This window comes from Ruegeria sp. AM4 (assembly GCF_056540665.1).
In genome coordinates this window covers 492,246-516,897 of the sequence record NZ_JBQFXD010000001.1, presented here as the reverse complement: position 1 = coordinate 516,897, position 24,652 = coordinate 492,246, and the positions used below count along the sequence as shown (strand labels likewise).

Here is a 24,652-nt window from a genome sequence, read left to right as displayed (position 1 = left end):
ATTTGATTTGACGCCCCGGTCATGAGACACGGGGCGTCTCTGTATTTTCGGCCCATTTGGCCAATATTGGAATAGCTCAATGACAAACGCGCTCAGCAAACTTCTGGAGTCGAAAGATGCCATTCTGGCAGACGGGGCGACAGGAACGAACCTGTTCAACATGGGTCTGCAATCAGGCGATGCGCCCGAGCTTTGGAACGTAGACTCACCAGACAAGATCCGCGCCCTCTATAAAGGGTCGGTCGACGCTGGCAGCGATCTGTTTCTGACCAACACTTTCGGCGGAACATCCGCCCGACTGAAACTGCACGACGCGCAGAATCGCGTCGGAGAGTTGAACCGGATCGGCGCCGAGTTAGGCCGTGAGGTCGCGGATCAGGCCGGGCGTCCCGTCATCGTCGCCGGATCGGTGGGTCCAACTGGCGAAATCATGGAGCCGGTCGGCAGCCTGTCGCATTCCGAAGCTGTCGAGATGTTCCACGAACAGGCCGAAGCGCTGAAAGAGGGCGGCGTCGATGTTCTTTGGCTGGAAACCATCAGTGCCCCCGAAGAGTTTCGCGCCGCGGCCGAAGCATTCGCGTTGGCCGACATGCCCTGGTGCGGCACGATGAGTTTTGACACCGCAGGCCGCACGATGATGGGCGTGACCTCGGCTGATCTGGCAATGATCGTCGAAACCTTGCCAAACCCGCCGGTCGCGTTCGGAGCGAATTGCGGCACCGGCGCTTCGGATATTTTGCGAACGGTGCTGGGGTTTTCGGCACAAGGCACCGAGCGTCCCCTGATCTCGAAGGGCAACGCAGGTATCCCGAAATATGTTGACGGTCACATTCACTATGACGGCACGCCCGAGCTGATGGGTCAGTATGCCGTCATGGCGCGCGACGCCGGAGCGACGATCATTGGTGGATGTTGCGGAACCATGCCTGCGCATCTGCGCGAAATGCGTGCGGCGCTGGACAGCGCCCCTAGCGGCACGCGCCCGTCGCTGGACCAGATCACATCTGCGCTGGGCCCGTTCTCATCCGAATTCGACGGGACCGAAGAGACTGCTGCCCAGCCCGAACGGCGCGGTAGGCGTCGCCGCCGCGCTTGACGCTATCAGCGCTTAGTGGCCCTCGAATCTCGGGGGCCTTTTTTCCAGAAATGCAACGACGCCTTCGGCAAAGTCCCGGGTGCGTCCGCAGTTTTCCTGCAAATCCGCTTCGGCTGCCAGTTGCTGCGGCAAGGTCCGGTCATAAGTGCCGCGAATGGCCTGCTTGATTGCCGCGAACCCAGCAGTCGGTCCACTGGTCAGATAGGTGGCGCGTTTTCTCCAATGCGCGTCGAAATCGTCATCTGCGACGGCCTCCCAAATCAGCCCCCAATCATCGGCTTGTCGGGCGGTGATCTTGTCGGCGAACAGCGCGGCCCCCATCGCCTTGGCAAACCCCATCTGACGCGGCATGAACCAAGTACCGCCCGCATCCGGGATCAGGCCGATCCGGGCGAATGCCTGCAGGAAATACGCGCTTTCGGTGGCGATCACCACATCGGCGCAAAGCGCAAGATTGGCCCCTGCCCCAGCTGCCGGTCCGTTAACCGCCGCAATGGTCGGTACCGGGCAGTCATAGACCGACTCCAACATCGGTTCGTATTCGTCCCTGAGAGCGCGTCCCAGGTCGATCTTGCCCGTGCTTGAGGCATCTCCAAGGTCCTGGCCCGAACAGAACGCCGCCCCCGCACCAGTCAACACGACGGCACGGGCGTTCTGGCCCGCGTGTTTCATTGCATGGGTAATCTCGGCGCGCATGCGTGTGGTCAGCGCGTTCATCTTGTCCGCCCGGTTCAGGGTCAGGACGGCCAGACCATCGGTGATGTCCAGATGGACGGTTTCGTATTCCATGAAAAACCTCGCCTGCACAGAGTCGTCCAAGACCCTGACGCAAATCCCAACCAAGGGAAAGCCTAACTGGGCGTCAGTCTTCCAGAATTTGCCTCAGACGATCCTGCTCTTGTTTGGTCAACCGATCCGCCTCGCCCGCGATTTGCGACCGCGCGCGCCGACCAACAAAGCTGAACCCGACTGCTCCGGCAATCAGCAACATAACAGGGCCTGCAAGCCAGAGCAGAATATTCGCGCCCGAGGTTGTCGGTTTAAGCAAGACATATTCGCCATACCGGGCGACGATGAAATCCACGGCCTCCTGGTCGGTGTCACCCGCCACCAGACGCTCGCGCAGCAGGATGCGTAGATCACGGGCGAGTTCTGCGTTGCTTTCGTCAATGCTTTCGTTGCGGCAGACCAGACAGCGCAGCTCGGCGCTGAGATCGCGCGCGCGCGCTTCCAATTCCGGGTCGTCCAGAACCTCATCCGGCTGCACGGCAAGGACCGGGGACGCAAGCAAAAGCAAGATGAAGGCAAGCCATTTCATTCCGCTGGCACTCCGGTCTTGGGCGACTTGCGCGCACCAGCTGCCACACGAAAGCGCCGATCCGACAGGCTGAGCGCGCCGCCCAATGCCATCAGGATGCAACCGCCCCAGATCCAGTTGGCAAGCGGTTTGATATAGGTGCGCATCACCCAGCCCCCGTCAGCCTGTTGATCGCCGATCACGACGTAAAGGTCACGCAAGAAACGGTAGTCGATGGCCGCTTCGGTCGTGGGCATGCGCGCCACCGGATATTCACGTTTTTCGGGATGCAGTGTTGCGACGTGCAGGCCGCCCTGCTCGGCGCTTACATCCGCCATTGTCGAATAGTAATTCGGCCCCTGAACCCTGCGCACGTCTTGCAGCGTCAATGTGAACTGCACCACCTGGAATGGCTGACCGGGCTGGACCACACGGATATCCTCAACCTCCCACGCGGTCAGTCCGGCAATGGCGAACATGGTGACGCCCATACCGGTATGGGCCACGGCCTTACCCCAGTCGGCGCGCGGCAATCGGAACAAACGCGCAACGCTGCCCGAGCGGCCGGTACGACCCCAAAGGTCGACAATGGCGCCAAACGTGACCCACGCCCCCAGGAAAAGGCCTACCGGCCCCAGGGCGCTGCGGCCCGATTGCAGAACCCAGACAAGAACCGCCAATGCAACCGCAAGCACGAACGCATAGCGCAAGGACCAAGCCGCACGGCCCAGCCTGCCGCGCTTCCACGGCAGCATCGATCCGATCGGCAAGGCGATCCCCAAGGCGATCATGAACGGCGTGAAAGCGGCGTTGAAGAATGGCGCGCCGACCGAGAGTTTCCGGCCGAAGGCCATCTCGGCCACGATCGGCCACATGGTTCCGAAGAACACGACAAAGCAACTGACAGCCAGAAGGATGTTGTTCAACACCAACGCGCTTTCGCGGCTGACCACACCAAAGACGCCTTTGGCCTCCATTGCCTGCGCGCGTGCGGCGAACAGGGTCAACGCACCGCCAATGAAGATCACCATGATGACAAGGATAAAGACCCCGCGCTCGGGATCATTCGCGAAGGCGTGAACAGAGGTCAGCAGCCCCGACCGCACGATGAAAGTGCCAATCAGCGAAAAGCCAAAGGCGATGATGGCCAGCAGAATGGTCCAACTTTTCAGAGCCTCACGCTTTTCGACGACGATTGCAGAATGCAACAGCGCGGCGGCCAGAAGCCATGGCATGAAACTTGCGTTCTCGACCGGGTCCCAGAACCAGAACCCGCCCCAGCCAAGCTCGTAATAGGCCCACCACGATCCCAGCGCGATACCGATCGTCAGGAATATCCAGGCTGCAAGCGTCCAGGGCCGCACCCAACGCCCCCAAGCCGCATCAACGCGCCCTTCAATCAGCGCAGCCACAGCAAAGCTGAAGGCCATGCTCAGCCCAACATAGCCCAGATACAAGAATGGCGGATGGAAGGCCAAGCCGGGGTCCTGCAGCAAGGGGTTCAGATCGCGTCCGTCGAACGGGGGGACCGGCAACCTGTCAAAAGGGTTCGAGGTGAAGAGGATGAAGGCAAAGAACGCCACCCCGATTGCTCCCTGAACAGCCAGCACCCGCGCCTTGAGCGTTGGCGGCAGGCCGCCGCCAAAAAATGCTGCCATTGCGCCGAAAATCGTGACGATCAGGACCCAAAGCAACATGGACCCTTCGTGGTTTCCCCAAGTGCCACTGATCTTGTAGAGCATCGGTTTCAGTGAGTGGCTGTTTTCCACCACGATCCGCAATGAAAAGTCGGATGAAGTGAAGGCCCAGACCAGCGCTCCGAACGAAAACGCCGTCAGCAAGAACTGCGAAATCGCTGCCGGTTCAGCAAACGCCATCCATCCTGCCCAGCGATTGGCAGCCCCGATCAGGGGCACCACGCTTTGAACGATGGCGACAAGGAAGGCTAGGATCAGTGCGAAATGGCCGAGCTCGGTAATCATGCCCCGTATATATCGCCCGCACGCAGCCTGCGCCATTCACATTCGCCTGTTGACGGCGCACATTATGTCGCGGCAATGCCCTTTCGCTTGCGCCTCCAGTCATCCAAAGCCGGGTTTGGGTCTGTTAGCTCCGACCGCATGGCAGCAGGTGTCGGGGTGTCAGCGCGCATCGCCTCAAGCGCGTCCAGATTGGACATGACCGTCGGTGCGTGCAGCAACGTTGCGCCGACCTCGCGCTGAAAGTCCTGTGCCTTGGCCTGATGGCGCGCGCCAAAATAGAACGACACGATCACACCCAGCAGCCACCAAAGCGGCTCGGGCACCAATGCGATGCCCTGCATCCGAGCGGCGAACCAAAGCGGGTCCGCCATCGCCGCCGCGAATAGCCCCAGCGTTGCCAATGCCATCGCCGGGCGCGGCAAACGGTTCAATCCGTCCATGAACCGATCGAATCCACCCTTATGCGCCGCTTGAAACTCGGCACCGAACTGAATCATCGCCTGTTCGCGCAAGGCCACAGACCGCGCCGCTGCCGTATCGGCATTTTCGCGAAACACCTCGGCAGTGTCGCGGACCACGTTCCGTCCGCCGCCAAACAACAGTCCCAGAATCCCCGAGATCAATCCCATGCCGACACCCGTTTGCTGAACTCTGCCTGGCTGAGGTGATATTTCGGCGACAGAAACTCTTCCGCGCGCTTTATCCACCCGCCCTTGCCGCCAGCGCGGGTCCGCGCGAATTTACGCAGCGGTGGTCGTCCGTCCGCCAGCCGGAAATAATAATTGCGTCGTGCGACGCCATACGCATCCCTCAGTATCTCGGGAATCGGGTCTGCTGCTGCATGTGTTGCCGCCCCGGTTTGGGGACCGATCGCGCCGTCAACTGCTACATCAAAACCCATCTCACACAGCAAAGCCTGAAGTGTTCGAACAGCCTGCGCGCCTGCATTGACATACATATCGAACAACGACGGCTGTAAAGTCTTGGGGACCAATCCGATGCGAGGTTTTTCGAAGTAATGCTCTACAAAAATCTCAACCGCATGCTGCCGCGTCAAAGCCTGAACATCCGCACGGTCAACCGCGCCGTCGCGGTTCAAATCCATTCCCAACCGGCGCAGCGTGTGAATGGTCACGCCATGTTTCGTGGCACCGCCGGGGTCGTCCGGGTCATCCACAAACCCGCCTTCGCGGTCAACGATCTCACGAGCAATCTGCTGCACGGTCTTCATGGCGCTTCCCTTTGCTTGGCAAGGCAAACCGTCAGGCAAAGCCGTTAAGTCTGGCATAAGACAAAGGGCGCTGCCCGCCTATTGCGCGCAACGCCCTTTCGAGTCGCTTTCATGACTGGTTTTCAGCCGTCGGTGTTCTCTTTGTACACGCCCTGTTCTTTCAACGCGTCCACAACCTCTTTCGGCATATAGGTTTCATCGTGTTTCGCCAGAATTTCAGTAGCTTCAAAGACACCGTTCACATAGCTGCCCGTGCCGACCATACCCTGATTTTCCGAGAACAGATCGGGCAGAACCCCGGTAAAGGCGACAGAAACACTCTCGCCGCCATCGGTCACGACGAAACGCACGGTTTCGCCCTGCCCGCGCACGATCGAGCCTTCCTCGACCAGACCACCGATGCGAAACACCTCGGTCGGTTTAGGCGGTTCAGCAATCACTTGGCTTGGCGAGCGGAAAAAGTTGATGCCATCGCGCATGGCGTACCCAATCAATACCGTCGCCAGAACCAAGGCCACAACGGCCAGCAAAATGACCTGTACTCGACGACGTTTCTTGAGCGTTTTCATACCGTCCTCACGGGAATAGCGGAGCCATCATTAGCCCCCGGGTTTCCTGTTCACCTAACATCAGGTTGGCGTTCTGCAAGGCTTGCCCGCTGCTACCTTTTGTCAGGTTATCCAAAGCCGCAACCACGATGGCACGGCGTTCGATCCGATCACCAACCACGCCAATATGGCAAAAATTCGAGCCCCGCACATGATGGGTCGAAGGCGTTTCACCAAAAGGTAGCACCTGGATGAAGGGCTCTTCCGCATATGCTGCCTGCAACGTCTCATAGACGCTTTGCGGGTCGCCTTTGACGTAAGACGTCGCCAGAATTCCACGGTTCGCCGGTATCAGATGCGGGGTGAATTGAATATGCACCGTCCGACCCGCAAGCTTTGAGAATTCCTGATCAAACTCCCCCAAATGCCGATGTGTGCCACCAACCGCATAGGCGTTTGCGCCTTCACTGAGTTCCGCATGCAGCAGGTTTTCCTTCAACGCCCGTCCCGCGCCCGAAACCGCACATTTTAGATCAAGGATAATGTCGTCCAAATCGATCACGCCCGCCGAGATCAGAGGCCGCAGCACATATTGCCCGGTTGCTGCGTTGCACCCTGTGCCAGCAACCAGCCGCGCGTCGCGGATATCGTCCCGATAGAACTCGGTCAGGCCATATACAGCCTCTTCCTGATGCGCCAGCGCGGCATGCGGATTGCCATACCACTTTTGGTATTCGTCGGGATCGCTCAGCCGGAAATCCGCCGACAGGTCGATGATTTTCAGCGTATTCGGAAGCGCGCTGATCACCTCTTGACTGGTCTTGTGCGGCAACGCGCAAAAGCACAGATCGATCCGGGAAAAGTCGATCTCAGATATCTTGCACAGCACCGGCAGGTTCAGATGCCGCAGATGCGGAAAAACCTGCGCCATGGTCATGCCTGCTTTACGCTCGGCGGCAAGGGCGGTGATTTCCATGTTCGGGTGCTCGGCGATCAGCCGCACCAGTTCGGCGCCGGTGTACCCGGATGCGCCCAGAATTGCGATTTTATGGGTCATGTCAGACCTCTTTCACTTGTATGTCACATGTCACGACCGCCGATGCGACGGTCTTTGGATAGGGAAGCGGTAGATGGCCGTCCTTGACCTAAGTCAGGCAGCCTCAAAGGTGATTTGTCGTCGGAGGAACTGGGTTGCGCGGTCGCTGACGACACCGGGTTTTCCGGACGTCAGGTAGCCGCTTTCGCCCTCACCCAGCATATTTGGATGACGGACAAGGTAATCCGCAAGGCTTTCGGCCACCAGGTCCCCCTGGCTGTAGACCGTGACTTGAGCCCCCAGCGCCTGCTGGAAGGTCTCAGCCATCAACGGGTAATGCGTACAGCCAAGGATTGCCGCCTGCGGTTCCGGCATCTTGCGTTTCAGAGCGTCCACATGAGACCGCACCAACGCCTCGGCCAAAATCATGTCGCCGTCCTCGATGGCGTCGACAACACCGCCGCAGGCCTGCGCCTCGACATCCACACCAATCGCCCGGAACGCAAGTTCACGCTGAAAGGCCCGGCTGGACACGGTGGCAGGGGTGGCGAACAGCGCCACGTGCTGCACCTCGACCTCGCGCGGAGGCGAGTTGTCGCCCCACTGCCGTTCAGTCAGCGCCTCGATCAAAGGAACAAAGACGCCCAGAACCCGCTTGCCTTCGGGCACGCCTTCTTCCTGCATCCGCCGCAGCGCCGCAGCGCTGGCTGTGTTGCAGGCCAGAATCACCAGATTGCATCCGCGATCCCAAAGATCCCGCACGGCTGCGCGCGTCAGGTTAAAAATATCCTCGGCGTCACGCACGCCGTAAGGCGCATGTGCGCTGTCCGCAAAATACAGAAAATCAACGTCCGGCAGACGTTTCTGCGCGGCGTTCAGGACGGTCAGCCCGCCCAATCCGGAATCAAAGATACCTACTGCCATTTGCCCTTCAGGCGCGATGCCGTTCCTCGAATTCATAGCCGTAGTCATAGGACTTCAACGGCGTTGGAGACAGCTCATACGTGGCTTTGCGCAGGAAATCCATCATCTTGCGCGTGTCTTTGGACAACGGGTCCAAAACATCGCGCCCGATCGGGTCGCCAACGACAACGCGGACCGGGGTATCGACCCGTTTCTTGAACTCTTTGATCAAAAGGCCCATGCGCAACGTGTTGTGCAGGTGACTGGCGATCTGGAATAACCGAGAAGTGTGGCCGTCAAAGAATACCGGCACAACCGTCGCATTCGATTTCGCCACCATCCGCGCCGTAAATCCCCGCCAGCCGGGGTCCATTGGGTGGGCGAAAGGCTTGATACCTGTACTCACGGTGCCACCTGGAAAAATACCTATGGCACCCCCCTCACCCAGATAGTTCAATGCCGTCTTCCGCGTTGCGAGGTTGAGTTTCATCGCCTCTTTGGTCTCATCAAACGAAATCGGCAGGATGATCCGGTTCAGATCTTCGGCCTTGCGGAAAACGCGATGGGCCAGAATACGGAAATCGCCCCGCGTCTGAGACAGGATATGGCCCATCATCAGCCCGTCCAGAATCCCGTAAGGGTGATTGGCTATCAGGATCAGCGGGCCGTCCTTGGGAATATTCGACAGTGCGCCACCGACAACATCCAGCGACAGCCCGTAACGGTCGACCATGACGCCCCAGAAGTCGCGCCCATTGGCCACCTCGCGTTCGTACCCGTCGGCGCGTTTGATCAGGCACAGACGCCCGGTCGTGTTCTCCATCAGCTTTATGACCATTCGCCCACCTTTGGTTTCGGCGGAATGAGCATAGGAAATGTCACGTGCGACGTGGCGGCGCGAGGGCATCAGGTTCTCCGGTTTGCTGCCTGCATTCAGAACTTAGGTAACAGATTTACCCAAAAAACATTACAGGCGCGTAACGCTTCACTCCGCCGCAGCCCGCATGTCGGGGCCACCATCGCGAATGACTGCAAGCAGTTCCTCGCGCCGTTTCGCAGCTTTTGCCTCATTCGCCTTGAGCACCGGGCCAAAACCGCGAATGTCCAAGGGCAAACGGGCCAGCGCCGTGATGGCATCGCGCGTATCAGCGTTCAACTTGGGCAAAACCTGTTTCATGTCCGTTTCATATTGCGTGATCAGGGCGCGCTCCATCCGGCGTTCGGCACTGTAGCCAAACAGGTCAAATGGCGTGCCGCGAAGCATCTTGAACCGTGCCAAGAGTCCGAAAGCCCGAAGGAACCTTTCGCTGAACGCGCGTTTTGGCGGACGCCCATTTACTTCTTTGCCCCCCAGAAACGGCGGCGCCAAATGGAAAGTCATTTTGAAGTCGCCGTCGAACTCTGCCTGCGCCATGTCACGAGTTTGCATCAACAGACGTGCGACCTCATATTCATCCTTGTAGGACAACAGCTTATGATACCCTTTTGCAGCGGCTTCGCGGACTTGTTCGTCCTCAATGGCGTCGATCATCTTACGATATCGTTTCGCAAGCCCCTTGCCCTGATACTGCACCAGATGATCGGCGCGAAAGGCGATAATCTGGTCCAGTGTTTTCGGGAGTTCGGTTATGTTCTGACCCAAAATTCCAGTCACCGCGTCGGGATGCAAAACGGCCCAGCGGCCCACTTCGAATGCCCGCTTGTTGCGTTCGACCGCAGTCCCGTTCAGATCGATCGCCTGCTGAATTGCTGAATGTCGGATCGGGATCAGACCGCGCTGCCACGCCGCGCCCAGAACCATCATGTTGGAATAGATCGAATCCCCCATCACGACGCGCGCCAAGGCACTGGCATCGAACAGGTCCAACCGATCCTTCAACCTGGCTTGCAAGGCCAGTTCCAACTGGTCGCCGGGAATTCTGAACTCAGTGTCACGGGTGAAATCTCCGGTTACGATCTCATGATTGTTGACCACTGCGCCTGTGCGTCCGGTTTCGGTCAGGCCCAAAGTCTTAGCCCCGGCAGACACCACAAGATCGCCCCCGATCAATGCATGCGCTTCGCCTGTTGCGACCCGAATGGCACTTATGTCGTCCGGTGAATTCGCCAACCGGCAATGGATATGCACCGCTCCGCCCTTTTGCGCCAGCCCGGCCATTTCCATCATGCCAGCCCCTTTGCCGTCGATCTGCGCCGCCTGTGCAAGAATCGCACCAAGCGTGACGACACCGGTGCCACCTACACCCGTGATCACCACGTTATGCGTCCCATCGATTTCGGGCAGCACCGGGTCAGGCAGATCCGGCAGGTCAATCTGAGTTGTCGCCTCCTTGCGGATTTGCGCGCCTTCCAGAGTTACAAAAGACGGGCAAAACCCGTTCACGCACGAGAAATCCTTGTTGCAGCTAGACTGATCGATCGCCCGCTTACGGCCCAGTTCCGTTTCTTTCGGAACGATCGAGACACAGTTCGACTGTTCGCCGCAATCTCCGCAGCCCTCGCAGATGTCCGGGTTGATAAACACACGCTTGTCGGGGTCAGGAAATGTACCACGCTTGCGTCGCCTGCGCTTTTCTGCGGCACAGGTCTGAACATAAACAATGACCGATACACCCTTAATTTCACGGAATTTTTTCTGAACCTGAATCAGCGCAGCGCGTTCATGCGCTTCAACACCTGATGGCAGCGCATTTAGGTTCACATCTTCCTTTTCATCATAGACCAGCGCGACATGCTGCACGCCCATGGCCGTAACCTCGGCCACGATACGCTCGGCTGACAGGTCGCCGTCGTTTTCCTGTCCGCCGGTCATGGCGACGGCATCGTTGAACAGGATCTTGAAGGTGATGTTGGTTCCGGCCGCAAGCGCCGCGCGGATGGCCTGCACACCCGAATGGTTATAAGTGCCGTCGCCGAGGTTCTGAAACACATGCTCTGTTGTCGAAAAAGGAGCTTCGCCGATCCAGTTCGCGCCCTCGCCGCCCATTTGTGTGAAGCCGGTGGTTTCGCGATCCATCCACTGAACCATGTAGTGACACCCGATCCCGGCATAGGCGCGGCTGCCTTCCGGCACCTTGGTCGAGCTGTTATGCGGGCAACCCGAACAGAAATAGGGCAGACGCTCGGCTATTTCTTCGGCGTTGTCGGCGCGACGCGCCTCGGACAGTTTTGCCAGACCGGCCCGCACTCCGTCGGTATCCCGCCCTTCCTCGATCAGAATATCGCCAAGCTTTTCGGCGATCATGATCGGGTCCAGCGCGCCGCGTGTCGGGAACAGTTCCTCGCGATGCAAAGTGCCCGCGCCGCCCTTGTACCAGCCATAGACCCGCCGGCCGCGCCGATCGTCAAAGATCGCCTCTTTGACCTGAACCTCGATCAGTTTGCGCTTTTCCTCAACGATAACGATAAGGTCCAGCCCTTCAGCCCAGTCGTGGAACCCTTTCATATCCAAGGGAAAAGTCTGGCCAACTTTGTAGGTTGTTATCCCCAGCCGCTCGGCCTCGTTCGCGTCGATGTTCAGCAGCGACATCGCGTGAACCAGATCCAGCCAGTTCTTGCCCGCCGCGACAATGCCGATCTTGGCCCCGGGCTTGCCCCAGATCCGTCTGTCCAGCTTGTTCGCGTGTGAAAATGTCTCTGCCGCGAAGCGCTTATAGTCGATCACCCGCGCCTCTTGCAGATGCGGAGTGTCACCTAGCCGGATATTCAGGCCGCCTTCGGGCATGTCGAAATCAGGTGTTATCAGCTGCATCCGGTCGATCGCACCATCAACAACCGAGGTCACTTCGATCGTGTCCTTCATGGTCTTCAGACCAACCCAGACCCCGGCAAACCGGCTGAGGGCAAAGCCGTAAACGCCGTAATCCAGAATTTCCTGCACGCCAGCCGGGCTGACGACCGGCATGTACATGTCAACCAGCGACCATTCAGACTGGTGCAGCACGGTCGAGCTTTCCCCGGTATGATCGTCGCCCATGGCGACCAACACGCCACCATGTTCGGCGGTTCCCGCCATATTGGCGTGACGCATTACATCGCCGGACCGATCGACCCCGGGACCTTTGCCGTACCACAGACCAAAGACGCCATCGAATTTGCCGTCTCCGCGCAAACCGGCTTGCTGGCTGCCCCATAGCGCCGTTGCCGCCAGATCTTCGTTCAATCCGAACTGAAAGGTAACGTCGCTTTCGGCAAGCTGCTTCTGGGCGCGGGTCATCTGCTGATCCACCGCCCCAAGCGGCGATCCGCGATACCCGGTCACCAGACCCGCCGTGTTCAACCCCACCGCCGTGTCGCGTGCCTTTTGCATCAGCATCAGGCGCACGAGTGCCTGCGTGCCGTTCATCAGAACCGGACTTTTCGACAGATCGAACCTGTCATTCAGGGATACTTTTGGCTGACTCATCTGACGTCTCCCCTCGTCGGATTAGTGTGCTCTATATTTATTCATTTTAGGTCACGATTGCTGACCTGTATAGCATTTTCCCCTATTATCTAACGATTTCGCCGGTTCGAATGTGGAATTTGTTACGTCTTTCATATAGGGCTGCAAACGGATAACGAAAGTTGCGTCGATGGATTGGGACAAACTCAGAATATTTCACGCGGTTGCCGATGCGGGCAGCCTCACGCATGCGGGTGACAAGCTAAACTTGTCTCAATCCGCCGTGAGCCGCCAGATTCGCGCCCTGGAAGAATCGCTGGACGCGACCCTTTTTCACCGACATGCGCGCGGGTTGATTCTCACCGAACAGGGCGAGTTGCTGTTCGATGCCACCAAAGCCATGTCCAAACGTCTGGATGCCACCGCCGCCCGCATCCGCGACAGCGAGGATGAGGTCTTTGGCGTTCTTCGCGTCACCACGACCTTTGGGTTCGGCACCCTGTGGCTGGCCCCGCGCCTGCCCAAGCTTTACGAACAATACCCCGACATCAACGTCGACCTCATGCTTGAAGAGCGTGTGCTGGACCTGCCGATGCGCGAGGCCGACGTGGCCATCCGCATGAAAGAGCCCAGCCAGGCCGATCTGGTGCGCAAACGGCTGATGACGGTTCAGATGCAACTTTATGCGACCCGCACCTATCTGGACACACATGGCGGCCCGCCAGAAACGCTTGAGGATATCGCCAAACACAGATTGATCTGTCAAACCCCATCGGCAGCGCAGGTTTCGGCCAGCGCGGCGTTGGTACGGCAGTTGATGACCTACAACCCGGGCTCGCTGCTGACCGTGAACAACTATTTCGGCGTTCTGCAGGGTGTGCTGCATGACTTGGGTATCGGCGTGCTTCCGAACTACGTGACCGAGGACTTCCCCGATCTTGTACATGTGCCGACCGATATCAGCGGCGCGGATGTCCCCGTTTACCTCGCCTACCCCGAGGAATTGCGCCATTCCAAGCGTATTGCCGCCTTTCGCGACTTCGTTCAGGACGAGATCATCCTGCACCGTAAGCAGTTGAGGCAAATGGGGAAAATCTAGCTATGCAAAATTCGCATAGCGGACATGTATCAAACTTAATGAAAACCCCTTGATCGTTAACAAAGTGATCCCTAAATGAGCACTCGAAGGCGGTGATGCTGAAACGCTCATCATCTTCATACCTCCCTGTTGGACTATGGCCGAGCTTAGTGCTCGGCCTTTTTTTTGGTTTTTTGCCTTTTCCCGCACAACACGCTGTCAAATTTGCGTCGCTGCTCCTATGATGCGGAAAAAACGATCAAAATTTCGTATTTGAGGGCAAATCCATGTTCCACCCACTCCGCCTTGTTCTGGCGCTGGTTTCAGCGATTTTGCTGGCACTACCGGCACTCGCACAGGACAGTTCAACATCAGCAACCGTTTCAATCCCCGAGGATCTGACCCCCGAACAGGTCGATGATCTGGTTGCGCGCATGTCCGACGATCAGGTCCGGTCCATTCTTCTTGAACGCCTGGATGCCGTCGCCGAGAAAAACGCGGCTGAAGCCGAAGAGCGCGAGGACCCGATTACCGAGCTCAATGAGATCTGGGCCGAAATGGTGACCTCGTGGACCCAGGTCATTATGACCGTTCCAAATATCTTCCACGCGCAGGTCGAGGCTGTAAGCAATTTCACAGGAACTTTCGGAACAGCCGGCGCGTTTACCTTGATGGGCCTGGTTCTGAGTGTTCTGGTTGTTGGCCTGGTCGCGGAAAAGTTGTTTGAATTGCTCACGCGCCGTTGGCACGTACAGAGCGAAGCCGAAGACGAGAACGATCTTTGGGGCGCTGTCCGCTATCTGTTTGGACGTTTTTGCCGCGAAATCGCCGGGCTCGTTGTCTTTTATGTTGTCATTCGTGCAGTCGGTCGCGGCCTTTTGACACCAGAGCAAATCACATATGCCGCGCCGTTTGTCTTCTATTTGATCTGGATCCCGCGACTGGGTGCGGCCGCTTCGCGTTTCGTGCTTGCGCCCAAAAAGCCGCACTACCGTCTGGTCAACATCGACGATCACTGGGCAAAGTACCTGCATCGCAACATTATCGGACTGCTGATCCTTATTGGTTTCACCTTGTTCCTGCTGCACTTTAACCGGCTCAACGGGATCACCGGTGGTGAAACGCGTATCGGCTTCTGGCTGAATGCGGGAATTCACATCTACATCGCCGTGATCGCCTGGAAAGCGCGCGAAGGTCTGTCGCAGATGATGCTGGGCACCGACCCCGATCACACCAAATTCGATGAGGAAGTGGCCCGCTACTACCCCTATTTCGCGATCGGCGTGTCGGCGGTGATCTGGTTGCTGGTCGAGTTTCTGGTGGCGCAACGCCATCCTTCGACTCTCGCTTTGCTGGTTAATGGCGCACATTTTGCAACGATGTTCTGGCTGCTCTGCGCGCCCGCTCTGGACACGCTGATCCGTGGTTTGGTGCGCCATCTGCAGCCACCCATGCAAGGCATGGGGCCGGTGGCCGAGCGCGCCTATAAATCGACCAAACGCAGCTATATCCGTATTGGACGGGTCGTTGCCGGTATCTTCGTGATCCTGATGATTGCCCGGGCCTGGGACCTCGATGTTCAGGAAATCGCGGGCGGCAGTGCTGAATCTGGCAGCAAGCTGATTCAGTTCTTCATCATCGCTGCGATCGGTTACATCATCAACGAGCTTGTCTCGCTGTGGATCAACCGTCGTCTGGCGAAAGAACAAACCGCATCGGAACAAAGCCCCGATGAAGAGGCCGGCGAAGGCGGTGGCGCAGGCGGGTCGCGTCTGACCACGGTCCTGCCGCTGCTGCGCGTCACCGCTCAGGTTACGATTGCGGTGATCTTCACCCTGCTGGCATTGGGTGCGTTGGGGATCAATATCGCTCCGCTGCTGGCGGGTGCCGGTGTTCTGGGTCTGGCCATCGGTTTTGGTGCGCAGAAACTGGTGTCGGATATCGTTGGCGGCATATTCTTCCTGATCGACGATGCCTTCCGCGTTGGCGAATATGTCGATGTGGGTGGTACTACCGGCACGGTCGAGAAAATCTCGATCCGTTCGATGCAACTGCGCCACCATCGCGGGCCGGTTCACACGATCCCTTATGGCGAGATTCAGAAGCTGACCAACTACAGCCGTGACTGGGTGATCATGAAGCTGAAGTTCACCGTGCCCTTCGATACCGATCCCAACAAGGTCAAGAAGATCTTCAAAAAGATCGGTGCCGAGATGATGGAGGACGAGACCCACAAGGATGGTTTCCTGCAACCGTTCAAATCGCAGGGCGTGTTCGACTTTGACGATGTGGGCATGATCATCCGCGGCAAGTTCATGGCCAAACCGGGCAAGCAGTTCACCCTGCGCAAGGAAATCTTCAACCGGGTCAAGGCGGCATTCAAGGAAAACGGCATCGACTTTGCCCGCCGCGAGGTCCGCGTCGCGATCCCGGGACTGGATGAGTCCGAGAACCTGACCGATCAGCAGAAAGCGGCGGTCGGGGCGGCCGCAAGCGCGCAGACCAACCCGGAACAGGGCCCTGCATAAACAAAGATCGAACCGGGCAAACGCCCGGTTCTTTTTTGCATCGGTCAGGGCGGTGCGCTGACTTGCGCTGTCTTGGCCCTTCCCCCCGGCGCGCCCTTGCCGTAAAAGGCCCGCAAATTCGGCCACCCTGGACAAGGACAGACGATGCAAGAGCCCGCCATCACCCCGGATCTGATTGCCGCACATGGGCTTAAGCCCGACGAATACGACATGATCCTCGAGATCATCGGGCGTGAGCCGACATTTACCGAGCTCGGCATCTTTTCGGCCATGTGGAACGAGCATTGTTCGTACAAGTCGTCCAAGAAATGGTTGCGCACTCTGCCCACATCCGGACCCCAGGTGATTTGCGGCCCCGGTGAAAACGCAGGCGTGGTGGATATCGGCGACGGGCAAGCCGTGGTGTTCAAGATGGAAAGCCACAATCACCCGTCTTATATCGAGCCCTATCAGGGCGCTGCCACCGGCGTGGGCGGTATCCTGCGCGACGTGTTCACCATGGGCGCGCGGCCCATCGCCTCGATGAATGCATTGTCCTTTGGCGAGCCCGGCCACAACAAGACCCGGCAATTGGTCAACGGCGTGGTCGAAGGCATCGGCGGCTACGGCAACTGTTTCGGCGTACCTTGCGTCGGGGGCGAAGTGCGGTTTCACCCTGCCTATAACGGCAACTGCCTTGTTAACGCATTTGCCGCTGGTCTGGCCGACAGCGACAAGATTTTCTACTCGGCCGCCTCGGGCGTCGGCATGCCCGTCGTCTATCTGGGCGCCAAAACCGGCCGCGACGGCGTCGGCGGTGCGACCATGGCCTCGGCCGAGTTCGACGACACGATCGAGGAAAAGCGCCCCACCGTTCAGGTAGGTGACCCCTTCACCGAAAAGCGCCTGATGGAGGCGACGCTCGAACTGATGCAGACCGGTGCCGTGATCTCGATCCAGGATATGGGCGCTGCGGGCCTGACCTGTTCTGCCGTTGAAATGGGCGACAAGGGCGGTCTGGGCGTGCGTCTGGATCTGGAAAACGTACCCCAACGCGAAGAGAATATGACCGCGTATGAGATGATGCTGTCAGAATCTCAGGAACGCATGCTGATGGTCCTCAAGCCCGAGCTTGAGGCCGAGGCCCGCGCCGTGTTCGAAAAATGGGACCTGGACTTTGCTATCGTTGGCGAAACCATCGCCGAAGACCGCTTTCTGATCGTCCACAATGGTGAGGTCAAGGCGGATCTGGTCCTCTCGAAACTCTCGTCGACCGCGCCTGAATATGATCGCCCGTGGGAACCCACGCCCGAAGCTGGCGAGTTGGACGAGGTCCCGCAGATTGACCCGATTGACGGGCTTCGCGCGCTATTGGCGTCACCCAACTATGCCGGCAAGCAATGGGTCTATGAACAATACGACACTATGGTTATGGCTGACACGGCGCGCACACCGGGACTGGGCGCTGGCATGGTCCGCGTGCACGGCACCGACAAGGCACTGGCCTTCACCAGCGATGTCACCCCGCGCTATGTACGCGCAAACCCGATCGAGGGCGGCAAGCAGGCGGTGGCCGAAGCCTACCGCAACCTGACCGCTGTTGGGGCCAAACCGCTGGCCACAACCGACAATCTGAATTTCGGCAACCCCGAAAAGCCCGAGATCATGGGTCAATTCGTCGGCGCCATTCAGGGTATCGGTCAAGCCGTCGCCGCGCTGGATATGCCCATCGTGTCCGGCAACGTGTCGCTCTACAATGAAACAGACGGTCAGGCGATCCTGCCAACGCCCACAATCGGCGCGGTTGGTCTGCTGACACACACGGACGAAATCATCGGCAACGAAGTGCGCGAAGGTCATGTCGCGTTGGTGATCGGGGAAACGAATGGCCATCTTGGCCAGTCCGCCCTGCTCGCCGAAGTGTTCAACCGCGAAGACGGTGACGCGCCGCATGTCGATCTGGACGCTGAAAAACGCAATGGCGAGTTCATCCGCGCCAACCGCAACATGATCAAGGCCTGCACCGATCTTGGCGACGGCGGGCTTGCTTTGGCCGCGTTCGAACTGGCTGAGGCTGCGGGCGTCGGAGTGCAGCTTGATGATGCCGCGACCGAGTTTCTGTTCGGCGAGGATCAGGCCCGCTATCTGGTCGCATGCAACTTTGATCAGGCAGAGGCACTGATGATCGCAGCCGGTCAGGTTGGCGTGCCCCTGGTTTCGGTCGGGCGGTTTACCGGCGATGCGGTGAAGATCGGCAGCTCAGAGGCGCCGCTTGCCGAATTGACCGACACGTTCCGCAGCAGCTTTGCTCAGGCCGTCGCCTGACGGTCGATGTGCGCCGAAGTCCCCGAAACAATATCCTGCATGCGACACCGGGTGCAGGATTTGTTTCAGTTGCGCCCGCCGCACCTTGCGCGCCCCTTCCCGGCGCTCTAAATCTTGGGAAAGACCTTCAGGAGTGAACCTACATGCCGATGAGCGCCCACGAGATTGAAACCCTGCTGCGCGAGAGCTTTCCCAACGCGGAAATTCAGGTTGGCGGCAGCGATGGCGTGCATATGTCCGCCATGGTCGTGGACGAAAGCTTTCGAGGTAAGAACCGGGTGCAACAGCAACGCGCGGTCTATGCGGCCCTAAAAGGCAAGATGGATGGACCAGATGGTGAGCTGCACGCGCTGGCGCTGACGACCAAAGTGCCGGAGTAATATGGAACACGCGATCATCATCTTAATTGCGGTTTCTGTCTTTGCTTTGCTGATCGCGCTCATAGCGTGGAACCATTCAAAGGCTAGACGCAATACAAGACGAGGATCGCCTCCCGGGCGGGGAAAACACCTTCTGCATTCCTCCTACAATTCACACGACGGTGCGATTGGCTCGGCGCAGACCAATATTCCCAAGAATCCGAAAGACTACGCCAAAGCGATGATGCCGAAGAGCAAAGGAAACGCGACATGACTGACGTCAAAACCCAGATCGACGAAACCGTCAAAGCCAACGATGTAGTGCTGTACATGAAAGGCACCAAAGAGATGCCCCAGTGTGGCTTCTCGTCCCGCGTCGCCGGAGTGTTGAACTACATGGGCGTCGATTATGCTGATGTGAATGTTCTGGCTGACGAAGGTATCCGGCAGGGCATCAAAGATTATTCCGACTGGCCGACCGTGCCACAGCTCTACGTCAAAGGTGAGTTCGTCGGTGGATGCGACATCATCACCGAAATGACCCTGTCGGGTGAACTGGATACGCTGTTTGACGAAAACGGCGTCGGCTATGACAAGGACGCCGCCGACAAGATCCGCGAAGCCAACGCCTGATCGACCTATTTGCTGGTGCAATCCCCGTACACAAGCTGTTCGGGGGCTGTGCTGCTTTCGCCTTGATAGGAAATCGAAGCGTCCCATCCCTTCGAACGCAGAGTGTACGTCCCTACCCCTCCTTCCGAGAGATAGCGGATACCGGACCCGCTTGGTGCCTGCCGCATCGCCACAAGCTGGCCGTCGATCAGCATCGCCGCAGCACCCGACCCATCTGCGGCGTTGAAATAGGACACTGGCACCTGCGTATTGTTTTCGCAGGTGAAGGTCACCGACAAGATATCGATTTCGGCCGCCGCAACCGATCCTATAGCTGCGAAAATAGCTGTGGTCAGGACGATGCGCATACCGCCTATCCTTTTGCCTTTTCTTCGATAACCGCAGCCATCGCTTCGGCGCGTGCGGCCATCTCAGCCAGAGTGTCAGTAACCGAAGGCGGCACGACCGCGACCTCGATCCGTTCGGGCTCGGGTTGCGGCGCGTTGCGCAGTCGGTTGAGTTCGGCTTCGGCGTCGGCCAGGCGCGCTTCGGCCGCCTGCACACGCTCTTCCTGACCTGCAGTCTTGTCCGCCAGCATCAGGCCAGCCATCAGCAGCATTCGCGATTCCGGCATCCGACCCATCTGATCGGACAGGACCTGCGCCTCGTCATCCAACAGTTTGGCGGCGGCTTGCAGAAATTCCTCTTCCCCTTCGCGGCAGGACACATCAAATCCCCGCCCACCGATATTGATCGTCAATTCGGGCATTATTCTACCTCTCCTTCCGCAAGATTGGCCTGCGTCAGCAATGGCTCGAGCCGCGCAAGAACCGCACGCGCTTCGGCTGCGTCCGATGCCTGCGCCGCACGCGTCGCTTCAAGTTCGGCGGCGGTGGCGCGGTTCAGCATATCCGCGTCGGGCACGCCCGCCTCAGCCGCCGCCCGCAATTCCTCAACGGCACCGCGCAATTCGTCATTTGCCTTGCGCAAACGTTGCAGATCATCATCCAACCGAGACATCGCTGCGCCATGGCTGGCACGTTCGGCGCGCAACATCTCAAGCTCGGCGTTCAAGTCACCCAGCCGTTCCGTGTCCGCCATATCGGCCCGTAGCGCAGACAGTTCACCCTCGAGTGCACCGGCACGGTTCGCAAGAGGAGCAAGCCGCTCGATCTCAGCCTTCAACTCCTCGACTTCGCTGCTGTTTTCCAATGCGGCCTTGGCCTCGGCCAAATCCGCGCGGGCAGTTTCGACCGTCGCAAGCTGCGCGGTTGCCTCGGCCAATTGCGCCCGCAACTGATCCGTTTCGGCGTTCTGTGTCGGTTGGGCCCGCAAGCCATCCAGATCCGCGCGCATCGCGTCGATTTCCTGATCGTGGCGATCCTTGAGCGATTTCAGGCGTTCTTCCAATTGCGCGTTGGCTACGCGCTCATCTTCCAGCGCCGCCCGCAAGCCGTCTTCGCCTTCTGGCCGGCTCGCGGTTCCCAACAATTCGACCCCAGACCCGATCCGTTCCATTGCCGCCATTATACGGCGCTGCAATTCCTCGATTTGGCTCATGCCCCTGTCACCTCTTAACCAAGGTTCGTTCTGCTGCACGCCTGACCGAATCACGGACGGCGGCTCTCAGCCTTAGTCTAACGGAATGTTGCGGAAAATACCCACTGTTTGCTTTCAAAGACTTGGGCCGCGCTCTTGAAGCGGTCTGAAGCCCTTTGGCCCGGTTCCGCTTGCACTTTGGGGGGTGAATGGTATGCAGCCCACAATCTGCTTGTAATCCAAAGGAACAACGCCCGTGGACCTGACTGCGCTGCGCAATGCAAACCCCGAACACTGGGACAAAGCGGCGGCCATCCGCACCCTGACCCTTGATGCCGTCGCCGCCGCCAATTCCGGCCATTCCGGCATGCCTATGGGCATGGCCGATGTCGCGACCGTCCTGTTCGAAAAGCACCTGAAATTCGACGCTTCCGCGCCGAACTGGCCGGACCGCGACCGGTTCATCCTGTCGGCTGGTCACGGCTCGATGCTGGTCTATTCGCTGCTCTACCTTACCGGCCACGCTGACGTCACACTGGACGAGATCAAGAACTTCCGCCAGTTGGGCGCAAAAACAGCGGGTCACCCGGAAAACTTCCTGGTTGACGGGATCGAGACCACGACCGGGCCACTGGGTCAGGGCATTTCAAACGCCGTTGGCTTCGCCATGGCCGAAGAAATCCAGCGCGCGCATTACGGCAAGAAGGTCGTCGACCACTATACTTACGTGATCGCAGGCGACGGCTGCCTGATGGAAGGCGTCAGCCAAGAGGCGATTACGTTGGCCGGACGTCATGAACTCGGCAAACTGATCGTGTTCTGGGACAACAACAACATCACCATCGACGGCACGGTAGACATGGCCGATCGCACTGATCAGGTGAAGCGTTTTGCCGCATCCGGTTGGCAGGTCATCGAGATCGACGGACATGATCCGCAGGCAATCGACGCCGCCATCGTCCAGGCGAAAAAGTCGAACAAGCCAACCATGATTGCGTGCGAAAGCCATATCGCGCTGGGTCACGCCGCTCAGGACACCTCGAAAGGTCACGGTGCACTGACCGATCAGGATCAACTGAAAGCCGCCAAAGAAGGCTATGGATGGCCGCATGAGGCGTTTCACATTCCGGCAGATGTTAAATCCGCATGGGAAGCCATCGGGGCCCGTGGTGCAGCCGAGCGTGCGGCCTGGGACGAGCGCTTTGCACAACTGTCCGAGCGCAAGCAGGCCGAATTCAACCGCGCCTACGCGTTTGACACCCCCAAGAAGCTGGCCGGAGCGATCCGTTCCTTCAAGAAACAGATCTCAGAGGAACAGCCAAAGCTGGCCACCCGCGCCTCGTCCGAGAAAGTTCTGAACGTCGTGAACCCGATCATGACCGAGACCGTAGGCGGCTCGGCCGACCTGACCGGATCGAACAACACCAAGTCGGCTGATATGGGCGTCTTCCTGCCGGAAAACCGCAAGGGTCGCTACATTCACTATGGCATTCGCGAGCACGGCATGGCCGCGGCGATGAATGGCATGGCGTTGCATGGCGGCATCCGCCCCTATGGCGGCACGTTCATGGCCTTCACCGATTATGCCCGCCCGTCCATGCGTCTCGCTGCACTGATGAAAGTGCCCAGCGTGTTCGTGATGACCCACGACTCGATCGGTCTGGGCGAGGACGGACCGACTCACCAGCCGGTTGAACATTTGGCGATCTCGCGCGCGACGCCGAACACCTATGTCTTCCGCCCTGCTGATACGGTCGAAACCGCCGAAGCGTGGGAACTGGCGCTGACCTTCAAAGACAGCCCTTCGGTCCTGTCGCTGACCCGTCAGGGCGTGCCGACGGTGCGCAAGGATCACAAGACCAAGAACCTGGTCGCTCAAGGTGCCTACGTTCTGGCCGAAGCCGAAAGCAAACGTCAGGCGATCCTGATCGCAACCGGCTCCGAGGTATCGCTGGCTATGGAAGCAAAGGCGATGCTCGAGGCCGAAGGGATCGGCACCCGCGTCGTCTCGATGCCCTGCATGGAACTGTTTGCGCAACAAGACGAAGCCTATCGCAAGCGCGTCTTGCCCGGTGGCCCCGTCCGCGTCGGCATCGAGGCCGCCGTCCGCGCCGGAGGTTGGGACCGCTGGTTGCTGGGCGAGCGTGGCCGCGAAGCCAAAGCCGGTTTCATCGGCATGTCCAGCTTTGGCGCCTCAGCGCCCGCAGGCGAGCTTTACAAGCATTTCGGCATCACGTCTGAGGCGACAGTTGCCAAGGTCAAGGAATTGTTGGGGCAGTGAGCCACGGCACTTAGCATCAAGCAAAGGGCGGCTTTGGCCGCCCTTTTCAATTGGATTTACCTGCCTCTGTCTTAAGCCGATCATACGCGCGCTCGGCGTAATCCAATCGCAACTCATAGCGCCCCTGAACCAACACCTGCTCCGGTGCTTGCAATCCGATGCAAGACAAAGCTTGTCGCAGATGCGTACCTGTCAACGGAACGTACTCCGCAGACTGACCGGACAAAGCGTTAAAAATCCGGCCACCGATCCAGCTTGCTCGACGCCGCGCAGAGCGCGCAGTGTGAATGCGAACGTGCAGGAACCGAAACAGCTCGTCCTTGTCAAACGGCATTTCTTCCGCAGCGATGCTGAGTGCCGACAACATCGAAGACAACCCGCCGCTCGTTAGACCGGATGCCTTGGTTTTACGGCGTTTTGCTACAAGACGAATGATGGGTTGATCAGCATCCACCTTGATGCTCCGTTTGTGAATCAGTGAGAACCGTTTGAGTGAGACGACTTTGAGATCAACGGCCCAATCACCTTCGTCGCCACCGGTATCAGCACCAATCCCCAGGCCAGACCAAAGACTCCGTCCATTGTGGCCTTGGATATCCACTCCACGGCCGCGACCCATTGCGTCGCGACCGAATGACCGATGGCATAGGCCCAGTCGTGGATATGGTGCCCCAACCAGCCAAAGCCCAAAACCTCCATTCCGTGAATGACGATAGACCCACCGACCCACAACATTGCAGCTGTGCCAACAACAGAAAGCGTTTTCATCACACCTGGCATCGCCCGGACAAGGCCCCTGCCCAATCCGCGCCCGACCGGCGTCGGTGCGTTCTGCGCAAGGTACAAACCCACATCATCCATCTTCACGATCAGAGCCACCGATCCATAAACGGCGACCGTCACCCCAATTCCCACAACCGCCAGTGTCGCCGCCTGCATCCAGATATTCGGGGCCTCGATCGCGGCCAAAGCGATGGTCATGATCTCAGCCGACAGGATAAAATCGGTCTTGATCGCGCCCTTGACCTTCTGTTCTTCCAGATGGCCTGGGTCTTTGATCTTCATGTCCTCGTCGATGACGTGGCTGCCATGGGGAAACAGCACGTGAAAGATCTTTTCAGCACCTTCAAAACACAAATATGACCCGCCGATCATTAACAAAGGCGTAATCAGCCAGGGTGCAAAATTCGCCAACAGCAAAGCCACCGGCAATAGCAGGATGATCTTGTTGAATATCGAGCCGCGCGCGATGCGCCAGATGATTGGCAACTCGCGCGCCGGGGCAAATCCCTGCACGTATTTCGGCGTCACGGCGGCATCATCGATGATAACACCTGCGGTCTTTGCCCCTGCTTTGCCCGCAGCCGCGACAACATCGTCAACGGATGAGGCTGCAACTTTGGCGATCCCTGCCACATCGTCCAAAAGGGCCAAAAGACCACTCATCGCGCTTCCTTTCTTTTCATCCGTCGCT

The 24,652-nt window shown here is 58.7% G+C and carries 23 protein-coding genes; 8 read left to right on the top strand and 15 right to left on the bottom strand.

Annotated features, from left to right (window positions below; genetic code table 11):
* Positions 1 to 79: 79 nt before the first annotated feature.
* A complete protein-coding gene (bmt, locus tag ACR0JA_RS02510) occupies positions 80 to 1,096 on the top strand; it encodes a betaine--homocysteine S-methyltransferase (protein WP_480569509.1) in 1,017 nt (338 codons plus the stop codon).
* A 12-nt stretch (positions 1,097 to 1,108) separates the two neighbouring features.
* Here the strand turns inward: bmt and ACR0JA_RS02505 are convergent, their stop codons facing one another.
* The 10 genes from ACR0JA_RS02505 to ACR0JA_RS02460 all read right to left on the bottom strand — a co-directional run bounded on the left by ACR0JA_RS02505 (position 1,109) and on the right by ACR0JA_RS02460 (position 12,498).
* Positions 1,109 to 1,885: an enoyl-CoA hydratase-related protein gene (locus tag ACR0JA_RS02505; protein WP_480569508.1), complete on the bottom strand. Its 777-nt coding sequence runs from the start codon at positions 1,883 to 1,885 to the stop codon at positions 1,109 to 1,111.
* Between the two features lie 73 nt (positions 1,886 to 1,958).
* Positions 1,959 to 2,414 (bottom strand): cytochrome c-type biogenesis protein, encoded by a 456-nt coding sequence (locus ACR0JA_RS02500; protein WP_480569505.1) that lies wholly within the window; start codon positions 2,412 to 2,414, stop codon positions 1,959 to 1,961.
* Positions 2,411 to 4,375, bottom strand: a complete 1,965-nt coding sequence (locus tag ACR0JA_RS02495; RefSeq protein WP_480571117.1) for a heme lyase CcmF/NrfE family subunit — start codon at positions 4,373 to 4,375, stop codon at positions 2,411 to 2,413. Before ACR0JA_RS02495 ends, ACR0JA_RS02500 begins: the two co-directional genes overlap by 4 nt.
* A 62-nt stretch (positions 4,376 to 4,437) precedes the next feature.
* Complete coding sequence (locus tag ACR0JA_RS02490; RefSeq protein WP_480569503.1) at positions 4,438 to 5,004, bottom strand: holin family protein; 567 nt, start codon at positions 5,002 to 5,004, stop codon at positions 4,438 to 4,440.
* Positions 4,995 to 5,606: a holin-associated N-acetylmuramidase gene (locus tag ACR0JA_RS02485; protein ID WP_480569500.1), complete on the bottom strand. Its 612-nt coding sequence runs from the start codon at positions 5,604 to 5,606 to the stop codon at positions 4,995 to 4,997. The genes ACR0JA_RS02490 and ACR0JA_RS02485 overlap by 10 nt, the downstream gene beginning before the upstream one ends.
* A 122-nt stretch (positions 5,607 to 5,728) precedes the next feature.
* Positions 5,729 to 6,175 (bottom strand): cytochrome c maturation protein CcmE, encoded by a 447-nt coding sequence (gene ccmE / locus ACR0JA_RS02480; RefSeq protein ID WP_480569498.1) that lies wholly within the window; start codon positions 6,173 to 6,175, stop codon positions 5,729 to 5,731.
* Positions 6,176 to 6,182: 7 nt separating this feature from the next.
* Positions 6,183 to 7,211, bottom strand: a complete 1,029-nt coding sequence (gene argC, locus ACR0JA_RS02475) for an N-acetyl-gamma-glutamyl-phosphate reductase (protein ID WP_480569496.1) — start codon at positions 7,209 to 7,211, stop codon at positions 6,183 to 6,185.
* Positions 7,212 to 7,304: 93 nt separating this feature from the next.
* Positions 7,305 to 8,114 carry a glutamate racemase gene (locus ACR0JA_RS02470; protein WP_480569493.1) on the bottom strand — a complete coding sequence of 270 codons (810 nt, stop codon included), beginning with the start codon at positions 8,112 to 8,114 and terminating at the stop codon, positions 7,305 to 7,307.
* A gap of 7 nt (positions 8,115 to 8,121) precedes the next feature.
* Positions 8,122 to 9,000: a lysophospholipid acyltransferase family protein gene (locus tag ACR0JA_RS02465; protein WP_480569490.1), complete on the bottom strand. Its 879-nt coding sequence runs from the start codon at positions 8,998 to 9,000 to the stop codon at positions 8,122 to 8,124.
* Between the two features lie 78 nt (positions 9,001 to 9,078).
* The gene (locus ACR0JA_RS02460; RefSeq protein ID WP_480569488.1) at positions 9,079 to 12,498 is read right to left on the bottom strand and encodes an indolepyruvate ferredoxin oxidoreductase family protein; all 3,420 of its coding nucleotides are present in this window, start codon (positions 12,496 to 12,498) and stop codon (positions 9,079 to 9,081) included.
* A gap of 169 nt (positions 12,499 to 12,667) precedes the next feature.
* Here ACR0JA_RS02460 and ACR0JA_RS02455 point away from each other — a divergent pair, with 169 nt between their 5' ends.
* The 6 genes from ACR0JA_RS02455 to grxD all read left to right on the top strand — a co-directional run bounded on the left by ACR0JA_RS02455 (position 12,668) and on the right by grxD (position 19,379).
* Positions 12,668 to 13,576, top strand: a complete 909-nt coding sequence (locus ACR0JA_RS02455) for a LysR family transcriptional regulator (RefSeq protein WP_480569485.1) — start codon at positions 12,668 to 12,670, stop codon at positions 13,574 to 13,576.
* A gap of 266 nt (positions 13,577 to 13,842) precedes the next feature.
* A complete protein-coding gene (locus ACR0JA_RS02450) occupies positions 13,843 to 16,083 on the top strand; it encodes a mechanosensitive ion channel family protein (RefSeq protein ID WP_480569482.1) in 2,241 nt (746 codons plus the stop codon).
* 144 nt (positions 16,084 to 16,227) lie between these two features.
* Entirely contained in the window at positions 16,228 to 18,387 is a 2,160-nt protein-coding gene (purL, locus tag ACR0JA_RS02445; protein WP_480569479.1) for a phosphoribosylformylglycinamidine synthase subunit PurL, read from the top strand.
* Positions 18,388 to 18,530: 143 nt separating this feature from the next.
* Complete coding sequence (locus ACR0JA_RS02440) at positions 18,531 to 18,767, top strand: BolA/IbaG family iron-sulfur metabolism protein (RefSeq protein ID WP_039530494.1); 237 nt, start codon at positions 18,531 to 18,533, stop codon at positions 18,765 to 18,767.
* A gap of 1 nt (position 18,768) precedes the next feature.
* Complete coding sequence (locus tag ACR0JA_RS02435) at positions 18,769 to 19,020, top strand: hypothetical protein (RefSeq protein ID WP_480569476.1); 252 nt, start codon at positions 18,769 to 18,771, stop codon at positions 19,018 to 19,020.
* Entirely contained in the window at positions 19,017 to 19,379 is a 363-nt protein-coding gene (gene grxD / locus ACR0JA_RS02430) for a Grx4 family monothiol glutaredoxin (RefSeq protein WP_480569474.1), read from the top strand. Before ACR0JA_RS02435 ends, grxD begins: the two co-directional genes overlap by 4 nt.
* Positions 19,380 to 19,384: 5 nt before the next feature.
* On the opposite strand, the gene ACR0JA_RS02425 is transcribed toward grxD, so the two are convergent.
* Genes ACR0JA_RS02425 through ACR0JA_RS02415 form a run of 3 tightly spaced genes read right to left on the bottom strand, consistent with a single transcriptional unit; the run spans position 19,385 to position 20,918 of the window.
* Positions 19,385 to 19,726: an MliC family protein gene (locus ACR0JA_RS02425; RefSeq protein WP_480569471.1), complete on the bottom strand. Its 342-nt coding sequence runs from the start codon at positions 19,724 to 19,726 to the stop codon at positions 19,385 to 19,387.
* A 5-nt stretch (positions 19,727 to 19,731) separates the two neighbouring features.
* Entirely contained in the window at positions 19,732 to 20,127 is a 396-nt protein-coding gene (locus tag ACR0JA_RS02420; protein ID WP_480569468.1) for a cell division protein ZapA, read from the bottom strand.
* Positions 20,127 to 20,918: a hypothetical protein gene (locus ACR0JA_RS02415; protein WP_480569465.1), complete on the bottom strand. Its 792-nt coding sequence runs from the start codon at positions 20,916 to 20,918 to the stop codon at positions 20,127 to 20,129. The genes ACR0JA_RS02420 and ACR0JA_RS02415 overlap by 1 nt, the downstream gene beginning before the upstream one ends.
* A gap of 235 nt (positions 20,919 to 21,153) precedes the next feature.
* On the opposite strand from ACR0JA_RS02415, the gene tkt reads away from it, so the two are divergent.
* A complete protein-coding gene (gene tkt, locus ACR0JA_RS02410; protein ID WP_480569462.1) occupies positions 21,154 to 23,178 on the top strand; it encodes a transketolase in 2,025 nt (674 codons plus the stop codon).
* A 46-nt stretch (positions 23,179 to 23,224) separates the two neighbouring features.
* Here tkt and ACR0JA_RS02405 read toward each other — a convergent pair whose 3' ends face one another.
* Together ACR0JA_RS02405 and ACR0JA_RS02400 are read right to left on the bottom strand one after the other, a co-directional pair.
* A complete protein-coding gene (locus ACR0JA_RS02405) occupies positions 23,225 to 23,632 on the bottom strand; it encodes a hypothetical protein (RefSeq protein WP_480569459.1) in 408 nt (135 codons plus the stop codon).
* Positions 23,633 to 23,652: 20 nt separating this feature from the next.
* On the bottom strand, positions 23,653 to 24,624 hold the full coding sequence (locus ACR0JA_RS02400; protein WP_480569456.1) for a DUF808 domain-containing protein: 972 nt from the start codon (positions 24,622 to 24,624) through the stop codon (positions 23,653 to 23,655).
* Between the last annotated feature and the right edge of the window lie 28 nt (positions 24,625 to 24,652).